Raw genomic sequence first — 25,677 nt, 5'->3', positions numbered from 1 at the left:
GAACGGGTAGGTTTTGGTATGTATGCCCACCCATCGGGAAGGCTATCGACGGCCGAAAAAACACCTAATCTGCACTCGTGCGAATATAATAATGAGGGGGTAGATTCGTGGTCGTCGTCGATCCGGTGACGCAGGAGATTATCGAGGGCAAGCTGGCCGCCACCGTCGACGAGATGGGTGTGGTCATGGCCAGGACTTCGATGAGCCCGGTCATCTATGAGGTCCTTGATTTCGCGTGTGGCCTTCTCACTTGCGAAGGCGAGCTTGTTGCGCAGATGAACGGCATTACCCTGTTCACCGGCACGTTCGGCACTCAGGTCAAATCGCTGATCGCGCTTTATGGCGATGATCTGCAGGACGGCGACATCCTGTTGACGAACGACCCCTATTCCGGCGGCACGCATGCCTGCGATTTTGCCATCGTCAAGCCGATCTTCTTCGATGGGCGCATACTGGCCTATGCGATCAACGTAGCCCATTATCTCGATGTCGGCGGCTCGGTTCCGGGTTCGCTTGCGCCCAATGCAACCTCGGTCTTCCAGGAAGGGTTGAGGCTTCCCGGTGTGAAGGTGGTGCGCAGCGACCGCTTTTCAGGCGAAGTCCTGCGTATCATCCGCGAGAATGTCCGGTTGCCTGAGGTCGCCATCGGCGATCTCACGGCTCAAGTCGCGACCGTCCGCGTTGCCGCGCGCCGCATGGGCGAACTTGCCCGTAAATATGGCACCGATGTCGTCGAGGCCGCATTCGACCACCTCCTGTCGGTCAGCGAGAAGCAGGCGCGCGCCGCCATCGCTGCATTGCCAGATGGTGTCTATGAGGCAGCGGATATCATCGACGGTGATGGCGTCACTACCGATTCTATCCAGGTCAAGGTGGCTGTGACGATCGCCGGAGATCGGCTCACCGCGGATTTCACCGGTTGCCCGCCAGCGGTCGCAGGCCCGATCAATTGTGCGGCGGGCGCGCTGCACTCGGCCGTGCGCACCATATTCAAGGCGCTGGTTGCGCCGCAGGCCCCCTCCAACGAGGGTTGGTTCCGGCCGCTCTCCGTCATAGCGCCGAAGGGTTCGGTTTTCACCGCGGAGAAGCCCTCTCCGACCGGCTGGTATTACGAGGGCTCGGTGCATGCGTCCGAACTCGTCTGGAAGGCCGTTGCCGGGCTGATGCCCGAGCGCTTCTCCGCCGGTTCCTATACGAGCCTATGCGTCGTCTATATCGCCGGTAAGGATGCGGCGGGACAGCCATTCATCCATATCGAGCCGCAGCACGGCGGCTGGGGTGCGAGCAGGGACGGCGATGGCGCCAATGCGCTGATCGCGCTCACCGATGGCGATACCTATAACTACTCCGTCGAAGTGATCGAAGCACGCTTTCCTTTGCTCGTGCGCCGCTATGGGCTCAATGTCGAGGGTGGATCGGGTGCCGGGCGCCGTCGCGGCGGCTTTGGCGTCATTCGCGATTATGAGGTCCTCGGAGACGGTGCTTCGGCCTATTGCAGTTTCGGGCGAACCGACACGCCGCCATGGGGGATCGAAGGCGGCGAGCCGGGCAGCATCAATCTCCTGCAGGTAAAGGACAACGGCGGTGATGTCAGCAATTTCGGCCGCGAGCCGCATATCGGACTGAACCGCGGCGATCTGGTGCGGATCATCACCGGCGGCGGCGGCGGCTGGGGCGACCCGCGAGCTCGCGAGCCGGAACGGGTCCGCCGTGATCTCGAAGACGGTTATATCACCAGCGAAGTGGCGCGCGGTCTGTACGGATATGAAGAGGGGATGGCGCGATGATCAGACTGGCGACGGATGTGGGCGGCACCTTTACCGACCTCGTCGGCTATGACGAGCGAACGGGCGAAATCTTTACCGCCAAGAGCCTCACGACCGTTCACGATCAGTCCGAAGGCGTGCTGACGGCGATCGAACTTGCCGAAAAGAAGGACGGGCTTTCGACGCGAGACGTGATCTTTTTCGCCCATGGCGGAACGACCGTCATCAACGCGATCACCGAACGAAAGGGCGTTCGCACCGCACTTGTCACCACCGCCGGCTTTCGTGACGTGCTGGAGATCGGCCGCGGCAATCGCCCGGATCTCTATAATCTCCAGTTCAAGAGCCCGGAACCATTCGTGCCGCGCAGCCTGCGCTTCGAGGTGCGCGAGCGCATGGACGCCAAAGGCCATGTGCTGACACCGATCGAGCTTGGCGATCTCGAACCGATCATCCGTGAATGCCGCGCTCGCAAGGTGGAGGCGGTGGCCGTCATTTTCCTTCACAGCTACGTCAATCCCGAACATGAGATTGCCTGCGCCAAAGCGATCGCTGAAGCTTTGCCTGACGTGACCGTCTGCGCCAGCCACGAAGTTTCCCGTCAGTGGCGGGAATATGAGCGCTCCAATACGGCCGTGCTCAATGCCTATGTGCAGCCGATCATCAAGCGTTATTTTGCCCGGCTTGAAAGTGCGTTGACCGAACGCGATCTCACCTGCCCCTACTATGCCATGCAGTCGAATGGCGGTATTTCCACCTTCGATCAGGCGCAGTTAAGTCCTCTGACGCTTGTGGAATCCGGACCAGCCGGCGGTGTGGCGGGTGCTGCGCGCATCGGTACCGTGCTTGGTGAATCCGAGGTGCTGTCGCTCGATGTCGGCGGCACGACGGCGAAATGCTCTTTGATCCATGACGACAGTCCGACGCTCGATAGCGAATACAAGCTCGAGCATACCCGCATCGCGCCCGGCTATCCGGTGCAGGTGCCTGTGGTCGATATCGTCGAAATCGGCGCCGGCGGCGGCTCGATTGCCCGCATCGACGAGCGCGGCGCACTTTGCGTCGGACCGGAAAGTGCCGGCTCGACACCGGGGCCTGCCTGCTACGGCCGCGGCGGGACCAAGCCCACCCTTTCCGACGCGTTGCTGACACTCGGCATTTTCGATCCGGCAAGCTTTGCCGGCGGCCAGATGCGGCTCGACAAATCCAGGGCCGCTGCCGCCATCGCCACGGTTGCCGGGCCGATGGGGCTGTCGGTCGAGGATGCGGCTCTCGCGATCGTCGAAATCGCTCATGCCTCGATGATCAATGCGCTGAAGCTGGTGACGGTTCAGCGCGGGCACGATCCGCGTGATGCGGCTTTCGTCATTTCCGGAGGCGCGGGTCCGGCGCTTGCCGCACGCCTCGGGCGTGATCTCGGCGTGAAGATGACTGTAGTCCCCCCGCATCCCGGCATCTTTTCGGCCTGGGGAATGCTGGCGGCGGAGCCGCGCGCCGATTTCCGCAGCACGTGGTTCGCGCCCCTCGACCCGGACGCCATCAGCAATCTGAAGCGCCGCTTTGACGAGTTGAAGCGTGAGGCGGTCAAGTACTTCTCCAAAGGCGACGCAGCCGAGATACGCTATGCCTGCCGTGTCGAAGCCCGGTATCGCGGGCAGGAACATGGTGTCTTCGCTCTTTTCGAAATGGAGGGTGATGCCGAAAGCTTTGCGGAACGCTTCCATGCCGCGCATGAGCGTGCCTATACGTTCAGCCTGCCCGGTTCGCCTGTGGAGATCACGATGATCCATCTGGAGGCGGTGCTCCACGGCCCGATCATCGCTATCCCGAAACTCGCTGGTGCAGACCGCTCGCTGGCGACAGCCTTCAAAGGATATCGCGACGTTTATTTCGGCGGGGCGACCGGATGGGTGTCCTGCCCCGTCTACGAGCGCACGCGGCTGCCGCCTTTCGAAAAGATCGCCGGCCCCCTCATCGTCGAGGAGGCGACGGCGACATCGTTGGTGATCGCCGGTCAGGAGCTTGAAGTGAGTGAGGAAGGCTTGCTGCTCATTCGCGAGCGAGATGGGAGAAGCGTCTGATATGGCGATAGCGATCGGTCTCGACCATATCGTCAGAAGCTACGGGCCGACGCGAGCCGTCGATGACGTCACGCTCGACATCAGGGCAGGGGAGTTCTTTACGCTGCTCGGCTCGTCCGGTTGTGGCAAGAGCACGCTCTTGAAGCTGATCGGTGGTTTCGACAAGCCGACCTCGGGCCGTGTGCTTTTCGATGGAAAGGACATGGCGGCCGTTCCGGCCAATCGCCGGCCGGTGAATACGGTTTTCCAGTCGCTTGGATTGTTCCCGCATATGAATGTCGCTCAGAATGTCGGCTATGGGCTGAAGCTGCGGGGATTGTCGGGCGCGGCGCTGAAGACCAAGGTCGATGGTGCATTGGACCTCGTCGAGCTATCCGGTTTTGCGGATCGCGACGTCAATCTTCTCTCAGGCGGCCAGCGTCAGCGCGTCGCGCTTGCTCGCGCGCTCGTCATGGAACCCGGCATCCTTCTGCTCGACGAGCCGCTGACCGGGCTTGACGAGCGGCTGCGCCAGCAGATGCGTGACGAGTTCGGTCGTCTTCACAAGCGCACCGGCGCAACCTTCATTCTCGTCACCCATAATCAGGACGAGGCACTCAGCCTTTCCGATCGCATGGCCGTCATGCACAAGGGGCGGATCGAACAGATCGACGTGCCCTCGCGCTTCTTCGAGGCTCCGGCCAATGCTTTCGTTGCCCGTTTCGTCGGCATCGATACGCTGTTGAAGCCTGAGACTATTTCGGTTTCCGGCAACAAGGCCATCGCGACGATTGCCGGACAACGCGTCAGCGCGGGCTTTTCCGGCGCCGCGCCGCCGCCCGACGCGCTCGTCGCCATCCGCCCCGATCGGGTCGAACTGATCCAGGCAGGCGAAGAGGCCTCCGAAATAATTGAACTTAAGGTTGTCGAAAGCATCTATCGCGGACTCAGCCATGACGTTACGCTTGCGTTCGCCGACAGCCAGCGTGTGGTGTTAACGACTAGCGCGGACGCAATTCCGCCCTTGCCGGGCGAAAGCGTGCGCGTGTGTTTGAAGCCGGGTGCTGCGCTCCTGATCGATCGTTCCGGAATACCGGCCTTGGCTGGAGGCGATGAGTAATACCCGAATAGCTGAATTAAGCGAAAAATGAGGGAAGGGAATGACACGATGAACAAAAGCAGTGATCTCGTCTCCTCCGCCTTGAGGAGTAACATGCAGCGCCGTGACATGCTCAAGCTGATGGGTGCGGGTGCGGCCGCGCTCTCTTTCGGCGGGCTTTCCGCCACGCGCGCCATGGCCGACGATGCAAGCGTTGCATTCTGGGCGACGGCCACGCTCGACATAGGCGACAAATGGCAGGAGTTTGCCCGCCAGAGCGGCGTCTCGCCTGAATTCACCGACAACGGCAACGATGTCGGTCCGGTCGTCGCACGTCTCGCCGCCGGCAATGCCAACGATCTCTTCGATGTCGGCGGCTTTCAGGGCGGCGCGGAGCGCGAACTCGCCAAGCAGGGACTGATCGCCCCCTGGGACGTTTCCAAGATCTCCAATTTTGCCGGCATCTGGCAATGGGCCAAGGATATCCCGACCTTGACCTATGAGGGCAAGCAGTACGGTATTCCGACTGTCGTCAACGCCGATTCCATCATCTATCGCCCCGACAAGCTCGGCAAGGTCGACAGCTACGGCGTCATCTTCGACCCCAAGCTCAAGGGTCGGGTCGCCATGGAGGATGCCTGGATCAATAGCGCCATCTTCACGGCCATCTACCTCAAGGAAGCAGAGAACAAGCCGATCAAGGAGCCGGGCAACCTTTCGGAATCCGAGCTCGGTCTCGTCATGGAATTCCTGATCAAGCACAAGAAGGACGGCCAGTTCCGTACCTTCTGGAATGGTTGGGAACAGGGCGTGCAGTTGGTCGCCAACGAGGAAGTCGACGCCATGACCGGCTGGGAGCCGATCGTCTATGAAGGCCGCAAGCGCGGGCTTCAGGTGGAATATGCCGCACCCGTCGAAGGTTATGAGGGCTGGGGCAACAACACGGTTCTGCTCAAGGGCGCAGCGGAGCGCGGCAAGGCCGAGGCCGCCCATAAATTCGTCGATGCGCTGCTTGCCGGCTTCTATGGCTGCGAGCTCGGCAAGGCGCGCGGCTATCTCGTGCCGACGGACAACAACCTTGCCTACGCCAAGGCCCATTCGGACGAATACAAGGCCGACGACGTCGCCAAGCTTGCCGACCATGTGAAGGCGAAGTTCTCGGGCAAGGTCTACTGGCAGAATTGCCGCCCGGACAATTTCCAGCTCTACGAGGAGTGGTGGCAGAAGCTGCGCAACGCCTGATTTAACGCGATGGACCGGGGCTGGCTCATCTGTCGAAGGACAGGCCGGCCCCGAGCCGATGGGATCAACGCCAAGAGAAGGGAGACTGGACCATGAAGACATCGGCGCTTTTGCTAGCTGCTCCGCTTGCGGCGATCCTTGTGCTTGGCCTTGCGCCGCTTGTTCTCGTTGTGGTCTGGAGCTTCTGCGCCTGGGACTCGGCTACTTACTGGATCAAGCCGGAGTTCAGCCTTGCCGCCTACGGCGCTATCCTGGATGCCGGGCGCTGGAGCGTGTTCCTGTCGACGCTCGGCAAGGCATTCCTGACATCGGCGATCTGCCTCGTCATCGCCTATCCCACGGCCTATGCCATGTATTTTCTGGCCCGGCGAAGGCTGTCGGTCCTGCTTGCCGCGCTCCTGACCATCCCGTTCTTCACATCCTATCTCATTCGTTCCTTTTCCTGGCGGTTGCTGCTCGGCCGCACCGGCGTCATCAACACGCTTCTCCAGCAGGCCGGCATCACGGATGCGCCGCTCGATTGGTTGCTGTTCAGCGATTTCGCCGTCATCGTCGGGCTTGTCGCCTCGTACCTGCCGTTTGCGACTTTCCCCATCCTGCTCTCCATGCGCCGCGTCGATCCGGTCGCGCTGGCGGCATCGCGCGATCTCGGCGCCGGCTTCTGGACGATGGCGCGAACCGTGTTGCTGCCGCTGACCTATTCCGGCGTTTTCGCCGGTTTCCTGTTCGTCTTCGTCATGGTCGCCGGCTCCTCGACGGAGGTGCAGATGCTCGGCGGTGCCGGCGCCTCGATCGTCTCCGTGATGATCAACGATGTGATGCGCGTCGCGAATTTCCCGCTCGCCTTTGCCATTTCGACGCTGATGCTCGTCATCGTGTTCGGACTGGTGCTGATCGGAGACGCCATATTTGGCCTCTCTTCGCTGTTCGAGGAGCGAGGCCAATGATCGTCCGGGAAGGAGCGACGCCGCGCATCGTCATCTGGACGCTGACCGTCTTCGGCCTCCTCGTCATCTATGCGCCGCCGCTTTATCTGCTCGGCGTGTCGTTCAATCCGGCGCTGCAGCCGGGCCTGCCGCATTTTTCGGACATTACCCTGAAATGGTATCTTGCGCTCGGCTCGGAAACCGCGCTCGTCGCAGCACTTGGCCAGTCGATCGTCATCGGGCTTGCGACGGCAGTCATCGCGACGCTGCTGTCACTGGGCGCGGCGCTCGCCCATCGCGAGCTTCACCGCGGGCGAAGCCTGTGGTTTCTGACCGTGCTGCTGCCGATGTTCGTACCCGGCGTCATCCAGGGGCTGGCGCTTTCGACCGTCATCAGCCGCGTCGGCGTGAAAGCATCCGCCCTGACCGTCATTGCCGGCCATCTCTTGTGGGCGATGCCCTTTGCCTTCATCGTCATCCTGACGAGCTTTGCCGCGGTCAAGCGGACCTATCTGATGGCGGCCGACGATCTCGGCGCCGGCCGTTTCCGGCAGTTCTGGGACATTACCCTGCCATTGATCCGGCCGGGCCTCGTCAGTGCCTTCATCTTTTCGTTCCTGCTGTCGCTCAACGAGTTTACGCGCGCCTTCTATCTGGCAGGCCGCCAGAACACGCTGCCGGTGGTGCTGTTCGGCAAGATGAACTCCGGCGCCTCGCCGACGATCTACGCGATGTCAGGCGCAATCTTTCTCGTTTCCAGCGTTTGCGTAGTGGCCGTAGCCCTGCGTTCGCTGTTCATGCAACGCCGAGTGGGGTGACCAATATGCAAGTAGGACTGACAAGTCGCAAGTTCCGCCCGCCCTTAGACCTCCATCAACGGGAGTATAGAGGATGAAACAAGAGTCGAAACTGATGGCGCTGATCCGCGCGGGGAAAAGGCAGGAGGCGCTTGATATGGTCGAGCGGCTAAAGGCGGTGACGCAGTCCTTGCCGACATCCATCAAGGTCGATCGGACGGGCGCGGTCAGCTATTATAAAGGAAACCGCCGCTTCATCAGAAACATCCAGGGCGGCTGGGATCTGGTACCGAAGAAGAAATGATTTATCGGCTGTGGATCTCGGCTTCGAGCACGATGTGACGTGCCGGGCTTGGTATCGAAGGGAGCGCCGCCGCCGAGGTGTCTCCACCGACTTGCGTCGAGGAGCGAGGCGGATAAAGGAAAGCGTGGAAACGGGGCCTTGCCGGGTGCCCTTAGCCGGAAGTTAAAGAGATAGACGTTCTTCAGTGCAACGACAATTTCATCAAGTATTCAACATCTTTAAGATGTAATCATATTAGAAAATACCTTATTTAGAAATATAAAATTAACGTCCGAAGCCTAAGGTCTCCTCGACCGTCATCGAACAGATGAAGGTCGACTGAAGGAGACAGGACTATGTATCGTGTTTCTCATTTCTACAGGGAGAATAAGGGGGCCGCAGCGGTCGAATTCGCTCTTATCGCGCCGCTTTTTTTCCTTCTGCTTCTCACACTGGTCGCCTTTGCCATCTATCTCACCGCCGCTCACTCGCTGCAGCAATTGACGGCCGATGCCGCCCGAACGGCAATCGCCGGGCTATCGGCAGACGAGCGAAGCCAGCTTGTTCAAAGCTTCGTCACCAATTCGACGATCAATGACGCTTTCATCGACAAGACCAAGCTGACGGTGACCGTCGCCACCGACCCGACCAACGCCAACCAGTTCACGGTCAGCGCCAGTTATGACGCGTCGGCTCTTCCGATCTGGAATCTCTATACGTTCGCAATGCCGAACCCAACCATTCGTCGCTACTCGACCATTCGCATGGGAGGACTGTGATGAAACGGCTTCTCGGTCGGCTTGCGTCGCTTCGAGACAAGCGAGGCAATGTCGCCGTCACGACTGCCCTTGTCTCGCCCCTGATCCTCTATTGCCTTGGCCTCGGCATCGATTACGGGATGATGACGTTGCAGCAACGGCGCCTGCAGCAGTTGAGCGACATCGGTGCAATCTCGGCTGCTTCCGATATCGCAAATGCCCAGACCGCACTTTTGAACAATCTCGTCAGCAACGGCACCACCCCGGCGATTGCCTCGGGCAGCAGCTATATGACGAGCAACGGCCTCGTCAACGCGGCTACGGCCAACTCCGGTCAATATGAGACCGTAGGCAATCTGGTACTTGGCGCCTACACGGCGGACACATCGATCCCGGTTGCAAATCGCTTCTCTTCCACAGGAACTTCGCCATACGATTCGGTCAAGGTGACGTTGACCCAAAAGGCCGTGATGCCGTTCGCTTCCGCCTTTTCCACGCCGCCGACCCTGAGCGCGACGGGCACGGCATCCAATGAGCGTCTGGCCGCCTTTTCGATCGGATCGCGGCTTCTGAGCCTCAATGGCGGCATTCTGAATCAGCTCCTGAGTACGCTGCTGGGAACGCAGGTTTCCCTAAAAGTTGCGGACTATCAATCGCTCATCAGTGCGAACGTCAATCTTCTGAGTTTCCTCAATCTCCTGGCGACGGATCTCAAGCTGACCGGCATAAGCTATAATCAGCTTCTGGCGACGGATGTCACTTATGACAAGATCCTCGGCGCTCTTGGCAAGTCGACCAATCTTTCGGCGGGGGTCGTGACCCTTATCAACAATCTCGGCAAGACGCTTGGTACGACGAAACTGACCGTCAAGCTGCAGGATATTGTCAATCTTGGTCCTCTGGGACGCAATGTCGTTGGCACCTCTCCCAATCTGACCGCCAATATCAACGTGCTGAACCTGATCTCGGCGACGGCGATGGCCGCCAATCAGCAAAGGCAGATCGCCATCGACCTAGGTGTCGCGCTGCCCGGTCTGGCGACAGCAACGCTGACGCTGGCGATCGGTGAAATGTCGCAACAGACCCCCGCCCTTGCCGTAGGGGCGCCCGGCACGATCGTTCGCACGCCGCAGGTTCGGACCGCACTCGAAGTCGCCATCACAGGCCTGTCCCTGATCGCCGGCCTGAAAATCAGGATACCGCTTTACGTCGAGCTTGCTCCTGCCGAGGCCAAGCTTGCTTCGATCACCTGTGTCGGCGGCGCCATGCCGAACGCCGTCGTCGGGATTGACGCCGTGCCGGGCGTTGCAGAAGTTGCTTTGGGTGATGTTAACACGTCAGCCTTCGTAAATTTCGGCTCCACGCCGAGGGTGACACCGGCCGCGATCATCGATTCCCTCCTTCTGAAAGTGATTGCAAGCGCACAGATCGACATCGCAAACATGAGCCCGACGCGGGTGACTTTTCAGCCTCCGGAGATTTCGGCAGGTACGATCAAGACCGTCTCCACCAATAGTGTCCTGACTTCCACGGTCTCGTCCCTGCTGAAAAACACCACCATTACCATCCAATTGCTCTTCCTGACGATCGGAACGCCGAAGGAGGTGCTCTCCGCCCTCGCCGACACGCTGTCGATTGTCACCGCGCCGCTCGATCAGGTTCTATACGGTCTGCTCGGTCTGCTCGGCATCGGTATCGGGCAAGCCGATATAAGCGTGACTGACGCAAGGTGCACGCAGCCTGTCTTGGTGCAATAATGGCTTGCGCAAGCACGCGGCCGGGCGATCGCATGTTGAAGCGCAAAGCCGGAAATACCACCAGGGTAGAGGATCAGGAATTCGTGCCCGGCAGGCTATAGGCCTGCTGGAAATAGCGCCTGAAGGCAAGCATCGGCTGGCTGAACTCGACATTGGCGCGCCAGGCCAGCCCTACATCCATGGGCGGAACCGGGTCCTGAATGTTCACGGTCTCGATGCGCCGCCCTTCAAGCGACCAAGGGCGGTGTACCATGTCCGAAAGGATTGCTACACCGAGGCCGTTGGCCACCATCGATCGCACAGCCTCGATCGAGCTGGTCCGCAAAAGCACCTTCGGCTGATAAGGGCCTCGGCTCCAGTATCGCAGTGACGAGTGGGCGGCTTCATCGACCGTTAGCATGATATAGGGTTCTTCCGCGATTTCGCGCAGGCCTATGCCGTCGCGCCGCTGGAGATCGTGGCCTGCGGGCAACCAAAGGCGCCTAACGGAACTCAGGAGCGTTTCGGTCGTCAACATCGGGTTGAGGATGTTCGATGTCAGCAGTACCGAGATGTCGTAACGATTGGTCAGAAGGCCTTCTTCGATCGACTCGCGATTGACCTCGTAGAGCTGAATTTTCAGTTTCGGATAGAGGCGGCGGATGCGCTCGATATGCAGCGGCAGGAAATAGCCGATGACGGTATAGGTGGCGGCAACGACGAGCTCTCCCTCGATATCGCTGCTGACCAGATTGAGATGGGTCGCTTCATCGACCTTTGCCAGGATCTCATAGGCATGCGACAGGAATTGCCGGCCCGCCGTGGTCAACTCCATGCCCTGCGGCGTACGGTTGAACAGTGATACGCCGACCGTCAGTTCGAGATCCTTGATCGCCGCGGTGACGGCGGACTGCGAGATCGACAGGTTGACGGCCGCATGCGAAATCTGCCCGTATTCCGCTGTTGCGACGAAATAGCGAAGCTGCCGGAGGCTCAGACCCATGAGGCTTTTCCCATCTATTTTTCTGAAAGCTGCTGTGCTGTTTCAGATTTCGTGGATCTGAAATGAGCTTATTCTCGATATATTCTTGCGCAGTTTCCGTATGCTATTGATATCAATTAATATTTCCTGATGCTATTTCAGGCGCTGATATCAATTTATCAGATAATGTAACTTTAAAAATTGTATTTTTCAAAGATCCTCTTTGCCCTTAGCGTTTCGGTATCGGTCCTGAGCGGGACGCAAGTGCGAGGGAAGGCATTTGAAGGAAGCTGTCGATATCAATTGCGACATGGGGGAGGCTTTCGGCCGTTGGCGGATCGGCGACGCGCATGACGAGGAACTCATCTCGCTCATCAGTTCGGCCAATATCGCAACCGGCTTTCATGCCGGCGATCCCAATCTCATGGACGAGACCGTGCGGATGGCGGCTGCCCATGGCGTCGGCGTTGGAGCTCATCCCGGCTACAACGATCTCCAGGGCTTCGGGCGGCGCAAGATCAACGGCACCAGCCGTGAACTGGTCAACGATCTGGTCTATCAGGTCGGCGCGCTGCGGGAATTCGCCAGACGCTACGGCGTGCCGGTGCAGCATGTGAAGCCGCATGGCGCGCTTTACATGGAGCTTGCGGCAAACCCGGATCTCTCGCAGATCTTCATACAATACATGCGCACCGCGGCGCCGAACATGTTCGTCTTCTGCATGGATGGTTCCGCCACCTGCCTTGCGGCCGAGGAAGCCGGCCAGCCTGTCGTCCGCGAGTTCTATGCCGACCGCGACTATGGCGATACCGGCTGGATCGTCTTCACCAGGGATGTCGGCCGACCCGATCCGAAGGCGATTGCCCGCAAGGTCGTGCGAGCCTGCACCGAGGGCGTCGTGCGCACCGTCAACGGCGCGGATATTCCGATCGCCTTCGATTCCATCTGTTTTCATTCCGATACTTTGGGTGCGCTCGATATCGTGCGCCACATGCGCGAGGCCCTCATTGCCGAGGGTATAAGAATTGCACCCGTTTCACAGATTTTGAACAGCGACGCAGCACGGAGGTCCCATGAGCAAGCTTGAGATCAGATCACCCCTTCCGGGAACTTTCTACAGGGCTTCCTCTCCGGACACGCCGCCCTTCAAGGCTGACGGCGATGCGGTTGCCGCAGGCGATACGATCGGCCTGATCGAAGTCATGAAGACCTTTCAGCAGATACCGGCTGGGCTTGATGGCAAGAACATCACCTTCCTTGTCGACAATGAAGAGCCTGTCATGGCCGGCCAGATCATCGCGGAGGTGGACCCATGACCATCCGCTCCGTTCTGGTTGCCAATCGCGGCGAGATCGCCGTCAGGATCATAAAAGCTGCCAAGGCGCTCGGTATTCGCACCGTGCAGGTCCATAGCGCTGCAGACGCCGATATGCTCGCGGTGAAACTGGCAGACGAGGCGATCGATATCGGTTCGCCAGCGCCGAAGAAATCCTATCTGAACATAGAGGCCATTGTTTCGGCCGCGCGAACAGCCGGCGTGGATGCCGTTCATCCTGGATACGGGTTTCTGTCTGAAAACGGCGATTTTGCCGATGCCGTCGAGGCAGCCGGGATGATCTTCATCGGACCGAGCGGCGAGGCCATACGATTGCTCGGTGACAAGGTGGCGGCGCGAGCAATTGCCGCGCGCGCCGGCGTACCGACGGTGCCGGGAAGTGATGGTCGCGTTGCAGATATTGGTGCTGCCGAGGCGATTGCCGAACGGACTGGCTTTCCCGTGATGATCAAGGCGGCCGCCGGTGGTGGCGGGCGCGGCATTCGCATCGTCCAGTCGCTTACCGAACTCAGGGAGCAGTTTCCGCTTGCTTCGGCGGAGGCCGCCGCTGCTTTCGGCGATGGTGGCCTCTACATGGAAAAGGTCGTCACCCGCGCCCGGCACGTCGAGGTGCAGATCTTTGGTGACGGACGCAACTTCGTGCATTGCTTCGAGCGCGAATGCTCGTTGCAGCGTCGTCGCCAGAAGGTGTGGGAGGAGGCGCAAGCCTTCCTGCTGCCCGAAGATGTCCGGCAGCGCCTTTGCGCCAGTGCCGTGGCCCTTGCGGCGGAGGTCGGCTATCGCGGCGCGGGGACGGTCGAATATCTCTACGACGAGGATAGCAGGCAGTTCTACTTCATCGAGGTGAACACGCGCATCCAGGTCGAGCATCCGGTGACCGAGATGATTACCGGCATCGATCTGGTGCAGGAGATGTTCAAGGTGGCGGGTGGGGCACCCTTGTCGCTGTCGCAGTCCGATATTCGCGTTCGTGGCCATGCCATCGAGTGCCGGATCAATGCCGAGGACCCGGCCAAGGGCTTTCTTCCGGCGCCGGGCACCGTGACAAGACTGTCCGTTCCGGAAGGCGAGGGCATCCGTTTCGATACGATGCTTTATGCGGGCTATACCGTGCCGCCCTTCTACGATTCACTCCTCGGCAAGCTGATCGTCTGGGCTGAGGATCGCAACGCCTGCCTCGAGAGATTGGCTGGCGCCCTTTCCAATCTTATGATCGAGGGATTGCCGACGACGATCCCTCTGCACCTGGCGCTTGCCCGCGACCCGTCGGTACGCAAGGGGACGTTCCACACCCGTTTTCTCGAATCCTGGCTGGAGACCGATTTTACCGCGGTTAACGGCATATCGGCGGAGGTTGCCTGATGCCCGCTCGCTTTACGTTCGGAGGTGACGAGCATCTCTTCGTCGAATGCAGCGACGAGATGTCCCTCGAGGCGTTCTTCAAGAGCCTGTCGATGGCCAAGGGCGTGCGCGAAAGCGCCATCAGGGGCGTCACCGAAATCTGCCCCGCCAATGCGTCCTTCCAGATCAAGTTCGATCCGGACCTGATCAAGCCGGACGATCTCTTGAAAGAAGTCAGGGCGATCGAGGGCGCCGCCGAGAAGGCAGAGCCCGTGATCACGACCCGCATCGTCGAAATCCCGGTTTTCTACAACGATCCCTGGACGCATGAGACGCTGATGCGCTTCCGCGAGCGGCATCAGGAGCCGACGGGCACGGATCTCGACTATGCCGCCAGGATCAATGGTTATGGAGCTGTCGAGGACTTTATCTCGGCCCATGCCGGCTCGCCGTGGTTCGTCTCCATGGTCGGCTTCGTCGCCGGGCTGCCGTTCATGTATCAGATGGTCGAGCGGCAGCGGCAGATAGAAGTGCCGAAATATCTGCGCCCGCGAACCGATACGCCGCGGTTGACTGTGGGACATGGCGGCTGCTTCGGCTGCATCTATTCGGTGCGCGGGGCAGGCGGCTATCAGATGTTCGGCATCACGCCGATGCCGATCTTCGATCCCACGCAATCGACGAGCTATCTGCGTGATTTCATGGTGTTCTTCCGTCCTGGCGACATCGTAAAATTTCGACCGATCGATCGTGATGGCTATGACCAGGCCGTCGAGGATGTCGACAAGGGACGCTTTGCGCCGCCGATCCGCGAGGTTCGCTTCGACCTTCGGCAGTACCAGGCCGATATCGACGGATACAACGCCAAGCTGGAGGGTGCGCTTCATGGCCATTAAGGTTCTTCATCACGGCCTTTCCACCACCATTCAGGATCTCGGACGGCCCGGTTACTTTCATCTCGGCATTCCCGTCGGCGGCGCCATGGATCGTTACGCCATGCGGGCAGCCAATCTTCTTGTCGGCAATGACGAGAGCGCCGCCGGGCTCGAGGCCGTCTTCATGGGGCCTAAGCTCGAATTTCAGGACGATGCGCTGATTGCCGTCACCGGCGCCGACATGCCGGTCAGGATCGATGGCGAGCTGCAACCGGGATGGACCGCCCTCAAGATCAAGGCGGGGCAGATCGTAAGCTTCGACTTTCTGAAGTCCGGCGCGCGGGTCTGCATTGCGGTATCGGGTGGCATCGACGTTCCCGAAGCTTTGGGCAGCCGATCGACTTACGTGATCGGCGCCCTCGGTGGCCTTAACGGTAAGGCCATCGCTATCGGCGATGAGCTTCCCGTCGGCTCCGGCTCGATGGCAGGTGTCGGCCGTTCGGTTGCAGAAGAGCTGCGCCGCAAGCCCGGTACGCCGGCCGAACTCAGGGTCTTGCCGGGGCTCTATTGGGATCGGTTGACTAAGGAGACAAAGAGCAATTTCTTTGCCGATCAGTGGAAGGTGGCGCCGGAAGCAGATCGCATGGGTTACCGTTTCCGTGGCGGCCGCAAGCTCGAATTCGTAGAGCGCAAGCAGCCCTTCGGCGCCGGCTCCGACCCCTCCAATATCGTCGACAGCTGCTACCCCTATGGTTCGATCCAGGTGCCGGGCGGAACGGAACCGATCATCCTGCATCGCGACGCCGTTTCCGGCGGCGGCTATTTCATGTTGGGAACGGTGATCTCCGCCGACATGGATCTGATCGGGCAATTGCAGCCGCATACGCCGACGCAGTTCGTCGAGGTTACGATGGATCAGGCGCTCGCGGCGCGGGCGGACCGGCAGGCGCTGCTTGCGCGGCTTCGCGCAGCCCTGGCTTAGAGGATCAATAGATGGTCGCCTTCCCGATCCCAGCCTTCCCGAACAGACGGAACACGGCCGGGATCGACCGTGCCTCACTCGAGAACGCGGGTCAGATAGGCGGCCGTCACACCGGGACCGGGGATGATGGCGACGATCTTCATTTGCGCGATTGTCCGGTTGACGGAAGCCTCGAGATGGGTCTCCATCATCGCCGCTGCCGCCTTCACGGCGCCTCGCAGCAGCAGTTCAACGATGAGGCGCAGCTCCGTGATGATGGCAAGGTCGCCGGGCAGCCCGAGCCGCCGCAGCAAACGCTCCGTCGCCGTGACAGGCAGCAGGTTGTTGCGGATAGATTCCTTCAGCCGCTCGTTCGGCGTCGCGAGGATGCAGATATCGATGAAGTCCGCATGGATGGTTTCCTGCGCTGCCAGGTGATCGGCGGCTTCGCGCCGCTCGAGATCGCTAAGGCGCAAAAACAGGTCGTTCAACCGTTCCCGGTCGACCCTGCCGGCCCCGGCGACCAGGGCCTGCGGTTCCAGCATGCCACGCAGGCCGTAGTGATCCTTGATCATCTGCGCCGTCAGCGGGCCGGCGATCCAGTGGGACGATTGGTTCTTGCGCACGAGACCGCGTTCGCGCAGACGGGTCAGCACGTCACGCACGACGGTACGGCTGACGTTGAAGTGATCGGCAAGTTCGATCTCGATGATGCGATACTGGCCGAAGACGACACAGCCGGCGACGTCGGCCTCGACGGTATTGTAGATCCGCTCCCAGGAAGAGCGGCTCTGCAAAGCCTCGTCGGCATGGCGCGGAATGGTCAGGCCAAGTGTCTTGATATCGATGCGGTTCGGCTCGATGCCCCGACCGGCGGGGCCGACGAGATAGCCGCGCCCGTCGAAGCGGTGAACCAGCCCTTCGCTTTCCAGTGTCTGCAGCGCCCGCTGCACGGGCGCGCGCGAGATCTGCAGGATATCGGCGATCGGACCTTCGAGCAGCACCACGCCTTGCGGCAGCGTATTGTCTTCGATGTTGCCACGCAGAACATCCTCGGCGATCTCGTAGCGCTTTTGCGCGCTGGGGCGCGCTCGGTCTTCGGTCATCTGATGCAATGGACTCACGTCGTTCTGATGCCTCACTCTTACGCTTTTTGCAGCGCTAACATAGCGCAAAAATAAATGACTATTGAATACAAAATATGTTTTGTTTTGCAATTTTGATGCGCGACCTGGCGATGATTGCCGTTGCGCAAGGTTGCGATACGTGTTGTTTGCCTAGGGGCCCCATCACACGCGAGTGCTGCCGAACAGGCGCTCGCGGCGGGCATTTGCGACCGATACCGCGAAGCGGTTATGTGTTTATCCTCTCGTCGCGACACGCTCTTCGCCTGGTTGTCGATTTAAAGCTTCGACTTTCAGAAAAAGTCTATTGAATACAAAAATCATTTATGTAATGCTTCAATCATCAAGGCGCTCGTCAGAAGCGCCGTAGGTGGAACTCTTTGAAACGCCAAGGAACATCTCTTTGACGCGCATGTGATGATGCGCGAATGCAGACCGACGTCTGGTGTCCGGATCGATGTAATCCCGGCGATGGCGACGCTTTGCCTGAAGGATGGTCCTTGCCTGGAAACTGGTAGGAAATCGGTGTCGACCGTTCTTCAGCTCAGCCAAGTCACCAAGTCCTATGGCGCGTCTGCCGCGCTGGACCGGGTAGATTTCTCTCTGCCCGACAACGCCTATATTTCGCTGCTCGGGCCGAGCGGCTCCGGCAAGACGACGTTGCTGCGCGTCATTGCCGGCTTCGAGGAGCCGGATGCCGGTTCGATCCTCTTTCACGGCCAGCGGCTCGATGGCGTGGAGCCGCATGATCGCGGCATCGGCTTCGTCTTCCAGAATTTCGCTCTGTTCCCGCATCTCTCCGTTGCCGAAAATGTCGCCTTCGGCCTGCGCAATCGCAAGGTCGACCCTGTGACGGATGCGCGTGTCCTGGCGAAGCGGATTCAGGACATGCTGTCGCTGGTCGGTCTCAAGGGATTTGACGATCGCGCGGTCACGCAGATTTCCGGCGGCCAACGTCAGCGCGTTGCCCTGGCGCGTACACTGGTGACGGAGCCGAAGATGGTGCTGCTGGACGAGCCGCTCGGTGCGCTCGATGCCAATCTTCGCGGCCGCATGCGCAACGAGCTCAAGATCATCCGCGAGCGCTGCGGCGTGACTTTCCTTCATGTTACGGGCAGCGAGAGCGAAGCCCTGGCAATGGGGGATCTGGTACTCGTTCTCGATCGCGGCCGCATCGCGCAGGCCGCTGCTTCCGATGTGATCTATAATCGCCCAGCAACTGCGGCTGTCGCCCGTTTCCTCAATTGCTACAACCTCTTTGCCGGCGATGTCGTCGAGGATGCCTTCGTCGGGCCTGCCGGCCGCTTTCCGCTGAGTGGATCGCGCAGGAAGGCGCCGCAGCCGGCTTACGCTATCCGCTACGACCGTGTTTCGATCCGTCTACGCGGTGCGGCACTCTCGGACGATGAGGTCGGTATCGAGGCCGACTTCATCGCCAGCGAATATTCCGGAGCAGCGGTCAATTCCTTCTTTGCGCTCAATGGTGGCCACGTCTTCGAGGTCGAATCTCACCTTAGCCATGCCCGCCCGCCGACCTTCGTCGAAAAGGACCGGTACGCGCTGGTCTGGAAGAAGGAGGACGCCCTTGTTTTCGGCTGATGTGAGCCCTTCGAAACCCTTCCCCGGCCCCTCCAAGGAGAGCGAGAAATGACCATGGTTGCGACAAGCGAGGAAGCCGTGCAGGAAGGCCCGACCATCCGCCGAAAATCGAGCAAGACGCTCTGGCTTCTGGCGCCGGGCATGATCTGGATGGTCGCCTTCCTCGTCCTGCCGATCCTGATGATGGTCTACGTGTCTTTCTGGACGCAGACGACCTTCAAGATCGAGCCGACATTGACCTTGCAGAGCTGGATTACCTTCCTGACGAGCCCGACCTATCTCGGCGCGCTCTGGACGACGATCCGCATCTGGCTGCTCGTGCTGATCTCGACGCTCCTGGTCGGCTATCCCGCTGCGCTCTTCGTTGGGCTTCTCATCAAGAACAAGACGCTGCAGACAGTGCTACTCGTGCTCTGCGTCATCCCTTTCTGGACCTCCTTCCTGATCCGCGTGCTCGCCTGGCGGCCGATGCTCGGCACCGAGGGCGCGATCAACATGATCCTGATGAATCTCGGTGTCATTCGGCAACCGATCGAGGTGCTGCTGTTTTCGGAACTGTCCGTCATCATCGGCATGACGCAGATCTACTGCGTGTTCATGGTGGGGCCGATCGCCTTCATGATGGGCCGCATCGACGCCTCGGTGATCGAGGCGGCGCAGGATCTCGGTGCAAGCTTCTGGCGCATCTTCCGTACGATCATCCTGCCGCTCTCCATGCCGGGCGTTGTGGTCGGCGCGATCTTCGTTTCCGTCATGGTTCTCGGCGAATTCGCAACGTCTGCCGCACTCTCCGGCCGCAAGGTCAATCTGCTCGGCAATATCATCGTCACCCAGGTCGGTTCGCTGAAATGGGCCTTCGCCGCAGTCGCCGGCGTCGTCCTGACGATCATCATGGGCGCCGTTGTCGCAGCCCTTCTCAAGGTCGTCGACCTCAGAAAGGAGCTCTGATCATGAATGCTGGCGGTATCAAGCTCGGCCTTGGCGTCTATACGACCCTTTTCCTGATCTTCCTCTACGGACCCCTAGTGGTTCTGGCGATCCTGTCGTTCCAGACCGGCCCGGAGGGCGGTCCGCAGTTCCCGATCATCGAATGGTCGACCTATTGGTATCGGCATCTCTTCGGCCTGACGCCGCCCTCGCGCATCGCGCCCCTGCCGATCGACCAGGCGCTGATCCGGTCGCTTTCGCTGGCGCTGATGACCATGATCGTCTCGACCGTGCTTGGCGTCATGTCCGCCCAGGCCTTTCGCCGCAAGTTCCGCGGCTCGGGCGTGGCATTTTATCTGATCGTTCTCGGCATGATGGTGCCGGGCGTGCTCGTCGGCCTCGGCATGGCTCTTGTCGCCAATGCCCTCGGCATCGACCGTCACTGGTGGAGCACGGCCTTTGTCCTGCATGTGGTCTATACCTTCCCCTTTGCCTTTCTGGTCATGCTCGCGATCTTCAACCGGTTCGATCCGAGCATGGAGGAAGCATCCTGGTCGCTCGGCGTCACGCCGGTACGCACCTTCCGCAAGGTCACGTTCCCGCTGATCTTCCCCGGCGTGCTCTCGGCCATGCTGTTTGCTTTTACGCTCTCCTATGACGAGTTTTCGCGCACCTTGTTCGCCTCCGGCCGCGAGCTGACGCTGCCGCTCGCCATCTACGGCACCTTCTCTGTCGAGGTCCATCCAAACGTCTTTGCCTTCGGCGTCCTGACCACCTTGTTTTCCTTCGCGCTCCTCGGCACCTACGCGATCCTGATGGGGCTGTCGGTCCGGCGCGCCAAGCGCGTCCGCATCCAGGAGGACGCGTGATGGTGCAGAGAGTTTCCGACCCCATCTCTGCTCCCATCTCTGCCATTGTCACTGGTGCCGGCTCCGGTATCGGCCGCGCCATTGCACTGCGTCTCGGCGCCGATGGCTATGCGGTTCTAGTCAATGACCTCTCGGGCGAGCGCGCCGAGGCTGTCGCCTCGGAGATCCGAAAGGCGGGCGGTGCGGCGACCGCGATCGCCTGCGACGTCGCCAGACCCGAGGATGTGGCGGCAATCCATGCCGCCGCCGAGGCCTTGCATGGTGACGTCGCCCTTCTCGTCAACAATGCAGGCATCGCCCATCAGGCAGCATTCGAGGACCTCGAAGTTGAGGATTTCGACCGGATGTTTGCGGTGCATGTGCGCGGCACCTTCCTGATGACCAAGGCCGTCCTGCCGTCGATGCTGGCACGGGGCGAGGGCGTCATCGTCAACGTCGCCTCGCAGCTCGGGCAGATTGGCGGCATCGAGCTGGTTCACTACTCCGGCGCCAAGGCCGCGATCATCGGCATGACCAAGGCGCTTGCCCGCGAGGTTTCCAGCCGCGGGGTGCGCGTCAATGCCGTGGCGCCGGGGCCGATCAATACGCCTCTGGTGCTAGGCCTTTCCGAAGAGTGGCGCGAACGCAAGAAGCGCGAATTGCCGCTCGGCCGCTTCGGCGAACCAGAGGAGGTGGCCGCGACCGTCGCCTTTCTGGCGTCGCCGGCAGCAAGTCTTTTCGTCGGCCAGACGCTCGGGCCGAATTCCGGCGACGTGATGCTCTGAAGGAGAAAGCAGATGGACAGTCTAGAGAAGCGAGTTGTCATCGTCACGGGCGCAGGCATCGGCATTGGCCAGGCGGCAGCCAAGGCGTTTGCCGCACTCGGCGATCATGTCGTCGTCACCGACATCCTCGAGAAGGAAGGCGAACAGACGGTTCACGACATTCTTGCCGGCGGTGGCTCCGCCGAGTTTCATCTTTACGATGTGCGCTCGACCGAGGCGGCGAACCGGCTGGTCGCCCATGTCGAGGCGCGCTTCGGCAGGATAGATATCATCGTCGCCAATGCCGGCATCGCGCATCGGACACCTCTCGACAAGCTCACCGACGATAAGTGGGACCTGACCATGGATGTGGACCTGAAGGGTATCTTCAGGCTCGTGCGTGCCACCGTGCCGGGCATGCGTGCTCGCAGATCGGGCAGCATCGTCGCTCTCTCGTCGATCATGGGTGTCGCCTATGGATGGGACGAGCATGTCCATTATTCTGCGGCGAAATCCGGTGTCGTCGGCCTGGTGCGCGGGCTCGCCGTCGAGCTGGCAAAGCACGGCATCAGGGTCAACGGCATTGCCCCGGGCTACATCCGCACAGCGCAGCTTCTCTCGGAGGAGAATTCGCTCGGGCCCGCGGGCGCCGAAAAGGCGGCGGAGTTTATTCCGATGGGCCGGCTCGGCGAGCCGGAAGATATCGCCGACGTGATCGCATTCCTCGCTTCGAACGGCGCGAGATACATGACCGGTCAGGTTCTGGTCGTGGATGGTGGCCTCCTCGTGGGGCGGTACTGATCGCCCCGGTCCGGCAACGGCCGGGCAAGGCGATACGGCAATGAAATAAGCCCACCAAGGGCTCAGGGAACAGCAATCAGCACTGGAGAACAAAATGTCCAAAATGGAAATGAACAGACGCTCTCTGTTGAAGCATTCCGCCGGCGTGATGGCGCTCGCGATCGGCGGCGGCACGCCCTTCCTGTCGTCGCGGGCAGCCTACGCACAGGCTGCCAACCTTGCCAAGGAGCAACTGCGCACCATCGGCCTTTCGGTAACAGTTCAGGAGCGTATCCTCGACGACTTCCGCAAGGTGAGCGGCGTCGGGCAGACCTCCGGCACGGCTGCGACCTTTCCGGACGCGCAGACCAAGATCCTTTCCGGCTCCAAGGATTACGATTGCTGGGAAATCATCGCCGAGCGGCTGCCGTCGATCGTCATGACAAACAATGTCGAGCCGATCCCGGCCGCCTCCCTGAAAAACTGGGCCAATATCCGCGACACTTTCACGACGCCTTCCGGCAAATGGCAGCCGAAGCAGCAGATCGTCGGGCAGATCTGGGCCGACGATGCCAAGACAACGCTGAACATGGTGCCTGCGGTCTATAACTACGACTCCATCGGCTACAATCCCGATGTCCTGTCGGCCGAGGAGGCCAATACATGGGCAGCGATCTTCGATCCGAAGTTCAAAGGAAAGTCCGGCCTTAATACCGATCCGCTGATTGCTTTCGGCCAAGCCATCATGGCGATGAACACGCTGGGGCTCTCAAACGTCAAGAATCCGGCCAATCCGACGACGGCCGAAATCGACGAGGCCGCGAAGTTCCTCGTGTCGAAAAAGAAGGACGGGCAGTTCCGGGCGCTTTGGGGCGATTTCGGTGAGCTGGTCAACCTGATGGCATCGGGCGAAATGGTCGTCTGCGATGCATGGCAGCCGGCGGTCATGGCCGTCAAGGCCCAGGGCAAGGCGTGCAAATACGCCGTACCGAAGGAAGGCTATCGCGGCTGGGCGATCGGACCTTCGATGATTGCTGGCACTTCCAACAAGGAAGCCGTGATCGCCTATGCCGACTACTGGCTGTCCGGTGAGCCCGGTATCACCGTGTCCGAGCAGGGCTACTACTCGCCATCGACCAATATCGAGAAGGTTATGGCGCCGGACAAATACGCCTTCTGGTACGAGGGTAAGCCCTGGGTCGGGGCTGCCGAGCGCGGCATCAAGGAAGGCGACCTGCGTGATGGCGGCTCGCTGGCCGAGCGCGCCAAGAACGTCGCCTATTGGCACCAGTGGCCTGACGAATATGATCATCTCGTCCAGAAGTGGGATGAATTCCTCAATGCGTGATCTGGTGGCGTTCGCCATCTGCCCTCAGCTCCGCGAGGAGGCGATATCCGCCTTCTCGCCCACGCCCGGAGATCTCTCGTGATGTATGATTTGGAACTCATCAATGTCGGCAAGGTCTATGACAATGGCACGCCAGCCGTCATCGACTTCAATCTTTCGATCAGGAAGGGGGAGTTCATCGCCTTCCTCGGCCCGTCGGGCTGCGGCAAGACGACGACGCTTCGCATGATCGCCGGCTTCGAGAGCATCTCCTCCGGCGACATGATGATCAAGGGCGAGCGCATGAACGATGTCAGGCCGCAGAAGCGGCCGACATCGATGATCTTCCAGAACTATGCGCTGTTTCCGCATATGACGGTGCGACGGAATGTCGGATACGGCCTGGAGGTCAAGGGCATGGCGAAGGCCGAGCGGGATGCGCGGGTCGACCGCATTCTCGCTACCCTCGGGCTGGAGGATATTGCCGAGCGAAAGCCGGACAAGCTTTCCGGCGGCCAGCGTCAGCGCATCGCGCTTGCCCGCGGCCTCGTGGTCGAGCCGGACGTGCTGCTTCTCGACGAGCCGCTAGGTGCCCTCGATGCCAATCTGCGTAAGGCGATCCAGAACGAACTCAAATTGCTGCAGAAGAGGCTTGGCGTCACCTTCGTCTTCGTGACGCACGCGCAGTCGGAAGCGCTGGCGCTGTCCGACCGCATCGTGGTGATGAACCAGGGCAAGGTGGAGCAGATCAGCCCGCCGCATCAGCTCTATACGCGACCGGACACGCCCTTCGTTGCTCAGTTCATTGGTCGCAATACCATCTTCGAAGGCGAGGTTGCCGGCTCGCAGGCCGACAGCACATTCGTCACGACCTCGTTCGGCACGCTGTCAGGCTGCGCCAATGGTGGCCTGTCCAGCAAGGTCAATATCGTCATCCCTTCGGAGGCGATCGAGGTTCATGCGGCGAGCGTCTCGGGACGCGAGAATCTCGCCCGGACCTTTGGCGGCAATGTGGTCGGTGCGCGCGTCGATCGTTTCGATGTCGTCGGCCATATCTCGCAGATCGGCATCAGCCTGCCCGACGGCCGCGGTCTGGCGCTGGAGGCGCATGTCGACAAATACCAACCCGGTGCCTTTCCGGTAGGCGCCGATGTCATGCTTACCTGGGATCCGGCCGACGCGACCGTCATTCCAGCCCACTGATTAAAGAAAACCCGATCAAAGGAGGTCATCCCATGGCAAAGGAAATCTTGTGCAGTTTTGGTGTCGACGTCGATGCCGTGGCCGGCTGGCTCGGCTCTTATGGCGGCGAGGATTCACCTGACGATATCTCGCGCGGCCTCTTTGCCGGCGAAGTCGGCAGCCTGCGGCTGGTGAAACTCTTCGAGCGCTTCGGCATCAAGACGACCTGGTTCATTCCCGGCCACTCCATCGAGACGTTCCCGGAGCAGATGCAGGCCGTGGCCGACGCCGGCCATGAGATCGGCATCCACGGCTATAGCCACGAAAATCCGATCGCCATGACACGCGAGCAGGAGACTGAGATCCTCGACAAGTGCATCGAACTGGTCACCAAGCTTTCCGGCAAGCGCCCGACCGGCTATGTCGCGCCCTGGTGGGAATTCTCCACCGTCACCAACGAGCTGCTTCTGGAGCGCGGCATCAAGTACGACCATTCGCTGATGCATAATGACTTTACGCCCTATTATGTGCGCGTCGGTGACAGCTGGACGAAGATCGACTATTCGCGCAAGCCATCGGAATGGATGGTGCCGCTGAAGCGCGGCAAGGAAACCGATCTGATCGAAATCCCGGCATCCTGGTATCTCGACGATCTGCCGCCGATGATGTTCATCAAGAAATCCCCGAACAGCCACGGCTTCGTCAATCCGCATCACATCGAGCAGATGTGGCGCGACCAGTTCGACTGGGTCTATCGCGAGATGGATTATGCGGTTTTCCCGATCACCATCCATCCGGACGTTGCTGGTCGGCCGCAGGTGCTGATGATGCTGGAGCGGCTCTATGCGCATATGATCAAGCATCCGGGCGTGAAGTTCGTCACGATGAACGAGATCGCCGATGATTTCGCCGCCCGCTTTCCGCGCAAGAAATAGCAGGCTAGGCTGAAGTACTCAGTGCATCT

The 25,677-nt window shown here is 60.5% G+C and carries 24 protein-coding genes; 22 read left to right on the top strand and 2 right to left on the bottom strand.

The genetic code is table 11. The features are described from left to right. The first annotated feature begins 107 nt into the window (after positions 1 to 107). The 9 genes from BJ928_RS07750 (at position 108) to BJ928_RS07710 (ending at position 10,688) form a co-directional block, all read left to right on the top strand. Positions 108 to 1,787, top strand: coding sequence for a hydantoinase B/oxoprolinase family protein (locus tag BJ928_RS07750; protein WP_047635627.1), 1,680 nt, complete (start codon positions 108 to 110; stop codon positions 1,785 to 1,787). Further along, positions 1,784 to 3,847: a hydantoinase/oxoprolinase family protein gene (locus BJ928_RS07745; RefSeq protein ID WP_047635626.1), complete on the top strand. Its 2,064-nt coding sequence runs from the start codon at positions 1,784 to 1,786 to the stop codon at positions 3,845 to 3,847. Before BJ928_RS07750 ends, BJ928_RS07745 begins: the two co-directional genes overlap by 4 nt. A gap of 1 nt (position 3,848) precedes the next feature. Then, the gene (locus tag BJ928_RS07740) at positions 3,849 to 4,946 is read left to right on the top strand and encodes an ABC transporter ATP-binding protein (RefSeq protein ID WP_047635625.1); all 1,098 of its coding nucleotides are present in this window, start codon (positions 3,849 to 3,851) and stop codon (positions 4,944 to 4,946) included. A 48-nt stretch (positions 4,947 to 4,994) separates the two neighbouring features. Beyond that, positions 4,995 to 6,167, top strand: a complete 1,173-nt coding sequence (locus tag BJ928_RS07735; protein ID WP_047635623.1) for an extracellular solute-binding protein — start codon at positions 4,995 to 4,997, stop codon at positions 6,165 to 6,167. 92 nt (positions 6,168 to 6,259) lie between these two features. Then, entirely contained in the window at positions 6,260 to 7,114 is an 855-nt protein-coding gene (locus BJ928_RS07730) for an ABC transporter permease (protein WP_047635621.1), read from the top strand. Then, complete coding sequence (locus BJ928_RS07725) at positions 7,111 to 7,911, top strand: ABC transporter permease (protein ID WP_047635619.1); 801 nt, start codon at positions 7,111 to 7,113, stop codon at positions 7,909 to 7,911. The genes BJ928_RS07730 and BJ928_RS07725 overlap by 4 nt, the downstream gene beginning before the upstream one ends. Positions 7,912 to 8,005: 94 nt before the next feature. Continuing rightward, entirely contained in the window at positions 8,006 to 8,194 is a 189-nt protein-coding gene (locus tag BJ928_RS07720; protein WP_245432251.1) for a hypothetical protein, read from the top strand. A 335-nt stretch (positions 8,195 to 8,529) separates the two neighbouring features. Next, a complete protein-coding gene (locus BJ928_RS07715) occupies positions 8,530 to 8,952 on the top strand; it encodes a TadE/TadG family type IV pilus assembly protein (RefSeq protein ID WP_047635615.1) in 423 nt (140 codons plus the stop codon). Continuing rightward, positions 8,952 to 10,688 carry a pilus assembly protein TadG-related protein gene (locus tag BJ928_RS07710; RefSeq protein ID WP_047635614.1) on the top strand — a complete coding sequence of 579 codons (1,737 nt, stop codon included), beginning with the start codon at positions 8,952 to 8,954 and terminating at the stop codon, positions 10,686 to 10,688. The genes BJ928_RS07715 and BJ928_RS07710 overlap by 1 nt, the downstream gene beginning before the upstream one ends. A gap of 73 nt (positions 10,689 to 10,761) precedes the next feature. Here BJ928_RS07710 and BJ928_RS07705 read toward each other — a convergent pair whose 3' ends face one another. Then, positions 10,762 to 11,670 (bottom strand): LysR family transcriptional regulator, encoded by a 909-nt coding sequence (locus tag BJ928_RS07705; RefSeq protein ID WP_047635613.1) that lies wholly within the window; start codon positions 11,668 to 11,670, stop codon positions 10,762 to 10,764. A gap of 259 nt (positions 11,671 to 11,929) precedes the next feature. Between BJ928_RS07705 and BJ928_RS07700 the strand changes: the two genes are divergently transcribed. From BJ928_RS07700 to BJ928_RS07680, 5 genes are read left to right on the top strand one after another with little or no spacing between them, the layout of a single operon-like run. Further along, positions 11,930 to 12,736 (top strand): 5-oxoprolinase subunit PxpA, encoded by an 807-nt coding sequence (locus BJ928_RS07700; protein ID WP_047635612.1) that lies wholly within the window; start codon positions 11,930 to 11,932, stop codon positions 12,734 to 12,736. Continuing rightward, a complete protein-coding gene (locus BJ928_RS07695) occupies positions 12,723 to 12,965 on the top strand; it encodes an acetyl-CoA carboxylase (protein WP_047635610.1) in 243 nt (80 codons plus the stop codon). The genes BJ928_RS07700 and BJ928_RS07695 overlap by 14 nt, the downstream gene beginning before the upstream one ends. Beyond that, entirely contained in the window at positions 12,962 to 14,347 is a 1,386-nt protein-coding gene (locus BJ928_RS07690) for an acetyl-CoA carboxylase biotin carboxylase subunit (protein ID WP_047635609.1), read from the top strand. Before BJ928_RS07695 ends, BJ928_RS07690 begins: the two co-directional genes overlap by 4 nt. Further along, positions 14,347 to 15,222: a carboxyltransferase domain-containing protein gene (locus tag BJ928_RS07685; protein ID WP_047635607.1), complete on the top strand. Its 876-nt coding sequence runs from the start codon at positions 14,347 to 14,349 to the stop codon at positions 15,220 to 15,222. Before BJ928_RS07690 ends, BJ928_RS07685 begins: the two co-directional genes overlap by 1 nt. Then, the gene (locus tag BJ928_RS07680) at positions 15,212 to 16,183 is read left to right on the top strand and encodes a biotin-dependent carboxyltransferase family protein (RefSeq protein WP_047635604.1); all 972 of its coding nucleotides are present in this window, start codon (positions 15,212 to 15,214) and stop codon (positions 16,181 to 16,183) included. The genes BJ928_RS07685 and BJ928_RS07680 overlap by 11 nt, the downstream gene beginning before the upstream one ends. 74 nt (positions 16,184 to 16,257) lie before the next feature. Here the strand turns inward: BJ928_RS07680 and BJ928_RS07675 are convergent, their stop codons facing one another. After that, the gene (locus BJ928_RS07675; RefSeq protein ID WP_047635603.1) at positions 16,258 to 17,268 is read right to left on the bottom strand and encodes a GntR family transcriptional regulator; all 1,011 of its coding nucleotides are present in this window, start codon (positions 17,266 to 17,268) and stop codon (positions 16,258 to 16,260) included. Positions 17,269 to 17,811: 543 nt separating this feature from the next. Between BJ928_RS07675 and BJ928_RS07670 the strand changes: the two genes are divergently transcribed. From BJ928_RS07670 to BJ928_RS07635, 8 genes are all read left to right on the top strand, one after another. After that, on the top strand, positions 17,812 to 18,885 hold the full coding sequence (locus BJ928_RS07670; RefSeq protein WP_047635712.1) for an ABC transporter ATP-binding protein: 1,074 nt from the start codon (positions 17,812 to 17,814) through the stop codon (positions 18,883 to 18,885). Positions 18,886 to 18,933: 48 nt separating this feature from the next. Then, positions 18,934 to 19,833, top strand: a complete 900-nt coding sequence (locus BJ928_RS07665) for an ABC transporter permease (protein WP_047635601.1) — start codon at positions 18,934 to 18,936, stop codon at positions 19,831 to 19,833. Positions 19,834 to 19,835: 2 nt separating this feature from the next. Beyond that, positions 19,836 to 20,681, top strand: a complete 846-nt coding sequence (locus tag BJ928_RS07660; protein WP_047635600.1) for an ABC transporter permease — start codon at positions 19,836 to 19,838, stop codon at positions 20,679 to 20,681. Continuing rightward, a complete protein-coding gene (locus BJ928_RS07655) occupies positions 20,681 to 21,445 on the top strand; it encodes an SDR family NAD(P)-dependent oxidoreductase (protein WP_047635598.1) in 765 nt (254 codons plus the stop codon). Before BJ928_RS07660 ends, BJ928_RS07655 begins: the two co-directional genes overlap by 1 nt. Before the next feature lie 12 nt (positions 21,446 to 21,457). After that, positions 21,458 to 22,225 (top strand): SDR family NAD(P)-dependent oxidoreductase, encoded by a 768-nt coding sequence (locus tag BJ928_RS07650; RefSeq protein ID WP_047635596.1) that lies wholly within the window; start codon positions 21,458 to 21,460, stop codon positions 22,223 to 22,225. A 94-nt stretch (positions 22,226 to 22,319) separates the two neighbouring features. Next, positions 22,320 to 23,552 (top strand): extracellular solute-binding protein, encoded by a 1,233-nt coding sequence (locus BJ928_RS07645; RefSeq protein ID WP_047635594.1) that lies wholly within the window; start codon positions 22,320 to 22,322, stop codon positions 23,550 to 23,552. A gap of 78 nt (positions 23,553 to 23,630) precedes the next feature. Beyond that, positions 23,631 to 24,734 (top strand): ABC transporter ATP-binding protein, encoded by a 1,104-nt coding sequence (locus BJ928_RS07640; protein ID WP_047635593.1) that lies wholly within the window; start codon positions 23,631 to 23,633, stop codon positions 24,732 to 24,734. Positions 24,735 to 24,766: 32 nt separating this feature from the next. After that, a complete protein-coding gene (locus BJ928_RS07635; RefSeq protein WP_047635591.1) occupies positions 24,767 to 25,648 on the top strand; it encodes a polysaccharide deacetylase in 882 nt (293 codons plus the stop codon). Positions 25,649 to 25,677: the final 29 nt, after the last annotated feature.

This window comes from Rhizobium sp. WW_1 (genome assembly GCF_003610155.1).
In the GTDB taxonomy this organism is placed as follows: domain Bacteria; phylum Pseudomonadota; class Alphaproteobacteria; order Rhizobiales; family Rhizobiaceae; genus Rhizobium; species Rhizobium tropici_A.
The sequence above is the reverse complement of the archived record's forward strand: the minus strand, read 5'-3'. Positions and strand labels throughout refer to the sequence as shown.